Origin of the sequence: Pseudomonas fluorescens Q2-87 (assembly GCF_000281895.1) — a bacterium.
Classification (GTDB): domain Bacteria; phylum Pseudomonadota; class Gammaproteobacteria; order Pseudomonadales; family Pseudomonadaceae; genus Aquipseudomonas; species Aquipseudomonas fluorescens_S.
Genome location: NZ_CM001558.1, coordinates 4,169,167 through 4,177,431, shown reverse-complemented (window position 1 = coordinate 4,177,431; position 8,265 = coordinate 4,169,167). Strand labels below are relative to the sequence as shown.

The 8,265-nt window shown below is 64.4% G+C and carries 7 protein-coding genes; 4 read left to right on the top strand and 3 right to left on the bottom strand.

Annotation, left to right across the window (positions count from 1 at the left end; translation table 11 throughout):
- Positions 1-106 precede the first annotated feature (106 nt).
- Positions 107-913, top strand: coding sequence for an alpha/beta fold hydrolase (locus PFLQ2_RS09425; protein WP_003183643.1), 807 nt, complete (start codon positions 107-109; stop codon positions 911-913).
- 117 nt (positions 914-1,030) lie between these two features.
- Here the strand turns inward: PFLQ2_RS09425 and dsbG are convergent, their stop codons facing one another.
- The 3 genes from dsbG to dsbD are packed head-to-tail and all read right to left on the bottom strand — an operon-like array spanning position 1,031 to position 4,370.
- Positions 1,031-1,798 carry a thiol:disulfide interchange protein DsbG gene (gene dsbG, locus PFLQ2_RS09430; RefSeq protein WP_003183641.1) on the bottom strand — a complete coding sequence of 256 codons (768 nt, stop codon included), beginning with the start codon at positions 1,796-1,798 and terminating at the stop codon, positions 1,031-1,033.
- A complete protein-coding gene (locus tag PFLQ2_RS09435) occupies positions 1,774-2,643 on the bottom strand; it encodes a TlpA disulfide reductase family protein (RefSeq protein ID WP_003183640.1) in 870 nt (289 codons plus the stop codon). The genes dsbG and PFLQ2_RS09435 overlap by 25 nt, the downstream gene beginning before the upstream one ends.
- Positions 2,643-4,370, bottom strand: coding sequence for a protein-disulfide reductase DsbD (dsbD, locus tag PFLQ2_RS09440; RefSeq protein WP_003183637.1), 1,728 nt, complete (start codon positions 4,368-4,370; stop codon positions 2,643-2,645). The genes PFLQ2_RS09435 and dsbD overlap by 1 nt, the downstream gene beginning before the upstream one ends.
- 175 nt (positions 4,371-4,545) lie before the next feature.
- Here dsbD and PFLQ2_RS09445 point away from each other — a divergent pair, with 175 nt between their 5' ends.
- The 3 genes from PFLQ2_RS09445 (at position 4,546) to PFLQ2_RS09455 (ending at position 8,232) form a co-directional block, all read left to right on the top strand.
- Complete coding sequence (locus PFLQ2_RS09445) at positions 4,546-5,226, top strand: response regulator (RefSeq protein ID WP_003183636.1); 681 nt, start codon at positions 4,546-4,548, stop codon at positions 5,224-5,226.
- Complete coding sequence (locus PFLQ2_RS09450) at positions 5,223-6,551, top strand: ATP-binding protein (RefSeq protein ID WP_033046171.1); 1,329 nt, start codon at positions 5,223-5,225, stop codon at positions 6,549-6,551. Before PFLQ2_RS09445 ends, PFLQ2_RS09450 begins: the two co-directional genes overlap by 4 nt.
- 268 nt (positions 6,552-6,819) lie before the next feature.
- The gene (locus PFLQ2_RS09455; RefSeq protein ID WP_003183632.1) at positions 6,820-8,232 is read left to right on the top strand and encodes an aspartate aminotransferase family protein; all 1,413 of its coding nucleotides are present in this window, start codon (positions 6,820-6,822) and stop codon (positions 8,230-8,232) included.
- Positions 8,233-8,265 lie beyond the last annotated feature (33 nt).

Here is an 8,265-nt window from a genome sequence, read left to right as displayed (position 1 = left end):
CGCGGCGATACGTCAGTCCTGGCACCGTAAAGCCCAGGGTTGACGCCTCGCCCGGCACAGCTCAGTCTCCCCAAGGCTTTTTCATACTCAAACAAGGAGGTCATCGATGCCCTTTGCAACCATTGACGGACAACCCCTTCATTACCTTGACCAAGGCCATGGCCCGGTGGTGCTGCTAGGCAGCAGTTATTTGTGGGACCACACGATGTGGGCGCCGCAGATCGACGCGTTGTCCCGGCAGTACCGGGTGATCGCCCCGGATCTTTGGGGCCACGGTCAATCCGGGCCAATGCCCGAGGGCATGGCTTCGCTGAACGACCTGGCTCGCCAGGCATTGCTGTTGATGGATACCCTGAATATTGATTGCTTCCACCTGGTGGGGCTCTCGGTGGGCGGAATGTGGGGCACGCGGCTGGCGTTGGCGGCGCCGAAGCGGCTCGAGTCGCTGGTGCTGATGGACACCTACGCGGGTGTGGAGCCGGAGCAGACTCGCCAGTATTACTTCTCGCTGTTCGACAAGATCGAAGCCAGCGGCAGCATTCCCGAACCCTTGCTGGACATCGTCGTGCCGATCTTTTTCCGGCCGGGTATCGATCCGCAGTCGCCGCTCTACCAGCAATTTCGCGCTGCGTTGGCTGCGCTGCCGGCTGATCGCTTGCGCGACAGCATCGTGCCGCTGGGGCGGATCATTTTCGGACGGGACGATATCCTCTCGCGCCTGCCCGGACTCGATGCCAAAAACACCTTGGTGATGTGCGGTGACCAGGACAAACCGCGCCCACCGTCGGAGGCCAAGGAAATGGCCGAGCTGATCGGTTGTCGCTCTGTCCTGATCCCGGAAGCAGGGCATATCTCCAACCTGGAGAACCCGGAATTCGTGACCGCTGCATTGCTCGAATTCCTGCGCCGCTGACCCACCGCTTTCGCGAGCAAGCCCGCTCCCACAGGGGATTGCAACGACGCAGAATTGGCAAACACAGTTAAAACTGTGGGAGCGAGCCTGCTCGCGATGGGGTCTTCGGAGTCGATATCACTTCGGCCCGAGGATCTTCACCAGTTTGTCCGGCGAGGGCGCGCCTTGTTGCTGCTGCAGTTCGCCGTTGTCGTCCATATAGAAAATCGCCGGGGTGGCGGACAGTTCCAGTTCGTCCATCAATTGCTGGTTGGCGTCCAGTTTTGCCTGGATGGCCGGGGGGATGTCCTTCAGGGGTTTGAGTGCGCTGCCCTTGCCGGCTTTTTCATGGGATTCCAGGGCTTTCTCCGGGTCCTTGGCCGCCAACAGCGCGGCTGATTTACCCGGGCTGTCTTCGCGGATGATGCCGACCATGATATGGCGCAGTTGCACCTTGCCGGCCTTGACCCATGGCCGTGCCTGCTCCCAGAACATGTTGCAGTACGGGCAGTTCGGATCGCTGAACAGATACACCGTGCGTGGTGCGTCCTTGCTGCCGTCGGGGATCCAGTTGCTGCCTTCCATCTTGGCCCAGATCGCCTTGGCCATGGGCGCATAGACCATCTTTTGCAGTGGTTCTGCGCTGAGGTCCTTGCCATCGGCGTCGTACAGGTTGCCCAGCAGGACATGTTGTCCGTCCGGTGTCAGGTACAGCGTCATGCCACGGTTCTGGTATTGCGCGGCATACCCGCGCAACCCGTCCGGGGCGTCGAACGTGCCGACGATTTTCGCACCCTTGGCTTCGAGCTTCTTGATGGCCGCGGGCAACTCTTCGGCCTGTAGCAAGGGCGCCTGCGACAGGGCGGCGGCAACGGCCAGGGTCAGCAGGTGGCGGAGGCGGGGCATGGCGATTTCCTTATGGCGGGGTGGGGCGCCGTGGTCGAGCCCGGCGTTTCGAAGTTTTCCAGGGCGCGGGCCAGGCTCGCTTCGGACAACTCACCCAAGTGGCTGCCCAGCAGACGGCCGTCGGCGCTGTAGAACAGCGTCGTAGGCAAGGCCATTGAACCGACGGCCTGGCCGAGGCGACCGCTGCCATCGAACAACACGTTGGTCAGGCTCAAACCCTGGGTGGCGAGGTAGGTGCTGACGCTTTGCATGCTTTCGGCCTGGTTGACGAACAAGAAGGTCAGGTCCGGACGCTGCTGCTGGGCTTCTTCCAGCACCGGCATTTCACGGCGGCAGGGCGGGCACCAGGTGGCCCAGAGGTTGATCACCAGGGGGCCGCCCTGATAATCGGTGAGTTTCACGGTCTCGCCGTCGGCGGTGCGCAGGTTGATGTCCGGCAACCGGGTGCCTTGCTCGTAAATCGTCAGCGACAGGGTCGCTACCAGCCAGAACAGCAAACCGCTGCCGACACCGAAGCCCAGCGGACGGCGCAGGGGCGGGCGACGTCGGGCCCACGACAAAGCGCCAATCACCAGCGCGAGGATGCCCGGCCAGGCCAGGAAACCTCCGTCGCGCAGGTCAATGATCTGCCACGGGGCGTCCTGGTAATGCTGCCAGTAGGCGATGACGAAGCCGATCCGCGAAGCCAACAGCCCCAGCAGGAACAGTACGAACAGCACCGACTCGGGGTTCTCGCCACCGCGCTTGGCCACCCGCCAGCCTACGAATGTCGCCAGTGCCAGGGCGCTGATCAGCAACAAATGATTGAGGGCGATGGCAAAGGTGCCCAGGGTCAACGTCAGCATCAGCGCGCGTCCCGGGTGACGGTCCAGCGCTCCAGGAATGCCTTGGCGTCGACTTCCCCGGTAATCCGCTGGCTGCGACGTTCTTTACCGTCGGCACCGATCCACAGCAGGCTCGGCGGCCCTGGCACTTGGTAACGGCTCAGCAGTTCGCGGCTGGCGGCATTATCGGCGGTCACGTCCAGGCGCAACAGGCGCACATCCTTCAGGGCGTCCAGCACCTCGGCGCGGCCGAATACTTGTTTTTCCATGATTTTGCAGGACACGCACCAGTCGGCGTAGTAGTCCAACAGTACCCATTGACCCTGGGCCTTGGCGGCGTCCAGCTCCCGTTGCAGGACGGCAGGTTCGCTGACGGTGATGAAAGCATCGTGGGCGCTTGCGGTCGTGCGGCCTTCGCTGCCGGCGTAGACCTTCAAAGGCTGGAAGAAGTCGTCGCCGCCGCCCGCTGCGCCAATCACCAGCAAGCTGCCCCACAGGCCGAACAACAGCGAGGCACTGCCGCAGACATAGGCGATGCGTCCGAACCCTTCGGTCTGGCGCCAGGCGCTGTAGGCGGCGATCAGCAGCAACGCACCCCACAGGCCGATCCATAGCGAACCATCGATGACTGGCCGAACCAGCAGCAACGCGGTACCCAGGAACAGGAAGCCGAACACGCCCTTGACCAGGTTCATCCATGCGCCCGGCTTGGGCAGGAAGCGGTTGCCCACCGTCACCAGCAGCAACAATGGCAGGCCCATGCCGATACCCATGGTGAACAGGATCAGGCCACCGTGCAGCGCATTGCCGCTCTGGGCGATGTACAGCAGCGCGCCGGCCAGCGGGGCGGTCATGCAGGGGCCTACCAGCAGGCCGGACAGCGCGCCGAGCACACCGGCGCCCACCAGGCTGCCGCCGCGCCGCTGGCTCCCGGCTTTTTCCAGGCGATCGCGCAGGGCGGCCGGCAATTGCAATTCGAAGAAACCGAACATCGGCAGCGCCAGCAAAACGAATATCGCCGCGAAGGTGCCCAGCAGCCAGGGTTGCTGCAACAGCGCCTGGAGATTGGCGCCCAGCAGCGCGGCGAGCACGCCCATGGCGGCGTACACCAATGCCATGCTGATCACGTAGCTGCCGGCCAAGGCCAGGCCACGCCTTGGCCCGGCGCCGCTGCCCACGACCAACCCGGCGAGGATCGGTAGCATTGGCAGGGAACACGGCGTGAACGCCAGCAGCAGCCCGAGGCCGAAGAACACCAGCAGGCTCCAGCCCAGGGCCCGTTGTTGCAGGCCGCTGGCCAGGGCCTGGTCTGGTGCCTCGCCAGGGGCTGTCGCGGCTGCACCGCCACCCAGATCCACCACTTGGGTCTGGGGTGGATAGCACAGGCCCGCATCGGCGCAGCCCTGGAAGCCGACCTTGATCTTGCCCGTGGCGCCGGCCGGAATCTTCAATTCCAGGGCCTGGCGATAGACCTGCTGGTCGCCGAAAAACTCGTCGCTATGGGCTTCCCCCTCGGGCAGCGCCGGCTTCTGTGCCTCGGCCAGGCCATCGAACTTGAGCCGCTGCTGATACAGGTAGTAGCCATCGGCGATCTGCCAGAACAGCTGGGTTTCACCGGAGTCCAGGCGTTCGGAGGTGAACACGAACGCCTTTTCCACCGGCAGGAAGTCGGGTTTGGTCTCGAAGGGGTTGGCGGCCTGGGCCAGGCTCGAAATCAGCAGCAGCCACAGCAAAAACAATCGACGCATGGGTAAAGCCTTAGAACAGAGCAAGTGGGAGGCACAATGGCGGCTGGCGATTAACCGTCGATTAACCCGGCGGCGACCGTCAGGCTGCAATGATCGCCCATGTTCGCCGGACTCGTCGCATAATGTCGGCTTAATCGGCCAGCGGCCTAATGTACCTTTTTCCACAGGGCTTACCATGCACGTACTGGTCTGCGAAGACGATGAGTTGATTGCCAGCGGGATCGTTGCCGGGCTCACCGCCCAGGGCCTGACCGTCGAGCACGTCGCCACGGCATCGGCGGCGCGGGCGATGGTCGGCGTGGCCGAGTTCGACGTCATGGTGCTGGACCTGGGGCTGCCCGACGAGGACGGCCTCAAGCTGCTCAGGCAACTGCGCCAGCAAGGCCTGGAGATTCCGGTGCTGATCCTCACCGCCCGGGATTCGGTGACCGACCGGGTCGACGGCTTGCAGGCCGGCGCCGATGACTATTTGCTCAAGCCCTTCGATCTGCGCGAGCTCGCGGCGCGCCTGCACACCTTGCTGCGGCGCGTGGCGGGGCGCAGTGTCAATCTGATTGAGCACGGTCGCCTGACCTACGACCCCAGCAGCCGCGAAACTACCTTGGACGGCCAGCCGGTGGATCTGTCCCGGCGCGAGCAGTCGTTGTTGCAGGCCTTGTTGCACAGTCGCGGCCGGGTGCTGTCCACCGAGCAACTCAAGGACAGCGTCTACGGCTTCAACGACGAACTGGAAAGCAACGCCCTCAATGTTCATATCCACCACCTGCGGCGCAAGCTGGGCAATGGCATTGTCGAGACCGTGCGTGGGCTCGGTTATCGCCTGGGGCCGGCTGAAGGTGGAGAAACTTCCAAGTGATGAGCCTGCGACTGCGCCTGAGCCTGACCCTCGGCGCTGCCTTCGCCCTGATCTGGGCCCTGGCCGCGGCGTGGATGCTCAGCGACCTGCGCAACCAGATGATGTTCTCGCTCGACCAGCGCCTGGTGGCGTCGGCGCGAATGGTCGCCGGCCTACTGGAACAGATGCCATTGCCCACCAAGGGCGAAGGCACGCATCTAAGCGCCGAGCAATTGAGTATTCCAGGGGGCATGGCCTGCCAGGTCAGCTCCTTGCGCGGCGAGATCCTCGCCCGCAGCCACTCCACCCCGGAGCAAACCCTGGAAGCCGAGAAGGTCGGCTTCCATGACCAAATGATCGATGGCGCGCCGTGGCGCAGCTTCACCCTGGCTCGGGGCGATTTGCGCATCACCACCGCTGACCGCCAGATCGAACGCGAAGCCCTGAACCTGTCGGTGTTGCTGGCGGCCTCGGTGCCGGTAGGCGTGGCGTTGCTCGGTTGCTTGTGCCTGTTGTGGCTGGGCATCGGCCAGGGCCTGGCGCCGCTCAATCGCATGCGCGATGCCCTGATGCGGCGCAATGCCGACTCCCTGGAACCCTTGCAGATCCATCCGCTGCCCAGCGAGTTGCGGCCGTTGCTGGAAACCCAGAACCAGTTGTTCCAGCGCATCGGCAAGACCATCGAGCGCGAGCGCCGGCTGACCGGCGATGCTGCCCACGAATTGCGCAGCCCGCTGACGGCCATCAAGACCCATTTGCAAGTGGCGCGCATGACCGAAGGCGCGGCCCGTGACCAATCCCTGGCCCGGGCCGAGGAGGGCGCCGACCGCTTGCATCGCACGCTTGAACAGTTATTGCTGCTGGCGAGGGTCGAGGGCAGCCTGTCCTTCGACGATGGTGTGCAGTGCAACGCCGAGCAGGTCGCGCGGCTGGCGATCCATGATGCGGCCAGCAGCGACTCCCGGCGAATCAACTTGCACATAGCGCCCGGGCTGTCCGATGCACCGGTGCAGATGCCGGCGGTGCTTTCCATCGCGGCCTTGCGCAACCTGCTGGATAACGCCCTGCGCCACACCCCGGACGATACCGAGGTGGAACTGAGCCTGGAAATGATCGGCCAGCGCGTGCGTTTCCAAGTCCGCGATCACGGCCCCGGCATCGCCGCCGACGATATCCAGCACCTGACCCAGCGCTTCTGGCGCAACGGTCAGAGCACCGGCTGCGGGCTCGGGCTGGCGATCGTCCAGGCCATCGTCCAGCGTTGTGGCTGCGGCCTGCATTTCGACAGCCGTCCCGACGGGCTGCGAGTCGAATTGACCATGCCAGTCCAGGCAACCCCTGAATAAGTGGCGAGGGAGCTTGCTCCCGCTGGACCGCGGAGCGGGCCCAAATCCGCCGCCCCGGGCTACCCGATCCGTCGCCTTCGCTGGCTTTGGGGCTGCTGCGCAGCCCAGCGGGAGCAAGCTCCCTCGCCACATTGCACAGCCCGAGAGTAAATCCTTGCCTCGCTGATGCGTTTCCACAATAGGAAAGCCTGCACGTGCGCCCGACTGGATGCGCACCTGCCTGGTGTGCATTTGGGTCGCTACTTACAGTGGATTTCGGGGTCGCAAAATGTCAGTCGCCAATAGCCTTATCGAAGCACAGCCGGCACGGGGCAGCGTCGCGCCGGCCGAGACGCTCTACCAGTTCAGTGAGTCGCCATTGCTGGCCCGCCAGAATCTCCAGGAATCCAACGCCCGCAGCTATCCACGGCGCATTCCCCTGGCCCTCAAGCGCGCGCGGGGGTTGTATGTCGAAGATGTCGAAGGGCGGACTTTCATTGACTGCCTGGCCGGGGCCGGTACGTTGGCGCTGGGGCACAACCACCCGGTGGTGATCGAGGCGATCCAGCAGGTGCTGGCCGATGAGCTGCCGTTGCACACCCTGGACCTGACCACGCCGGTCAAGGATCGCTTCGTCCAGGATCTGTTCGGCCTGCTGCCGGCGCAACTGGCCGCCGAGGCCAGGATTCAGTTCTGCGGCCCCACCGGCACTGATGCGGTAGAAGCTGCGCTCAAGCTGGTGCGCACCGCCACCGGACGCAGCACCGTGTTGTCGTTCCAGGGCGGTTATCACGGCATGAGCCAGGGCGCGTTGAGCCTGATGGGCAGCCTGGGGCCGAAAAAACCCTTGGGGGCCTTGCTCAGCAATGGCGTGCAATTCATGCCATATCCCTACGACTATCGCTGCCCGTTCGGGCTGGGCGGCGCCGCAGGCGTGAAAGCCAACCTGCATTACCTGGAAAACCTGCTGAACGACCCCGAGGCCGGCGTGCAGCTGCCGGCGGCGGTGATCGTCGAGGTGGTGCAAGGCGAGGGCGGGGTCATACCCGCCGACCTTGACTGGGTGCGTGGCTTGCGCCGCATCACCGCGAAGGCTGGCGTGGCGCTGATCGTTGACGAAATCCAGAGCGGCTTCGGCCGTACCGGCAAAATGTTCGCGTTCGAGCATGCCGGAATCATTCCGGACGTGGTGGTGCTATCGAAGGCCATCGGCGGCAGCCTGCCGCTGGCGGTGGTGGTGTATCGCGATTGGCTCGACACCTGGCTGCCGGGTGCCCATGCCGGGACCTTCCGCGGCAATCAAATGGCCATGGCCGCCGGTTCCGCCGTGATGTGTTACCTGGTGGAGCACGACCTGCCGGCCCACGCAGCCGCCATGGGCGAACGCCTGAGCGAGCACCTGCATATTTTGCAGCGCGACTTCCCGCAGTTGGGCGATATTCGCGGGCGCGGGCTGATGCTCGGCGTTGAACTGGTGGACCCGGCAGGCCAGCCCGATGTCCAGGGCCATCCTCCGGTGCATCCATGGCTGGCGCCTCGGCTGCAGCGTGAGTGCCTCAAGCGGGGGCTGATCCTGGAATTGGGCGGCCGGCAGGGCAGTGTGGTGCGTTTCCTGCCGCCGTTGATCATCACAAAGGCCGAAATCGACCGGGTCGCCGAGATTTTCGGACGAGCCTTGGAGGCCGCCGTAGCCGAGGCCTAATTTTCCGCCGGCGTCATACGTTCCTTTCATAGC

Excerpts from the sequence above, each read along its gene's own strand:
- PFLQ2_RS09455 (WP_003183632.1), top strand. The coding sequence starts at position 6,820 with ATGTCAGTCGCCAATAGCCTTATCGAAGCACAGCCGGCACGGGGCAGC.
- dsbD (WP_003183637.1), bottom strand. The coding sequence starts at position 4,370 with ATGCGTCGATTGTTTTTGCTGTGGCTGCTGCTGATTTCGAGCCTGGCC.
- dsbG (WP_003183641.1), bottom strand. The coding sequence starts at position 1,798 with ATGCCCCGCCTCCGCCACCTGCTGACCCTGGCCGTTGCCGCCGCCCTG.
- PFLQ2_RS09435 (WP_003183640.1), bottom strand. The coding sequence starts at position 2,643 with ATGCTGACGTTGACCCTGGGCACCTTTGCCATCGCCCTCAATCATTTG.
- PFLQ2_RS09425 (WP_003183643.1), top strand. The coding sequence starts at position 107 with ATGCCCTTTGCAACCATTGACGGACAACCCCTTCATTACCTTGACCAA.
- PFLQ2_RS09445 (WP_003183636.1), top strand. The coding sequence starts at position 4,546 with ATGCACGTACTGGTCTGCGAAGACGATGAGTTGATTGCCAGCGGGATC.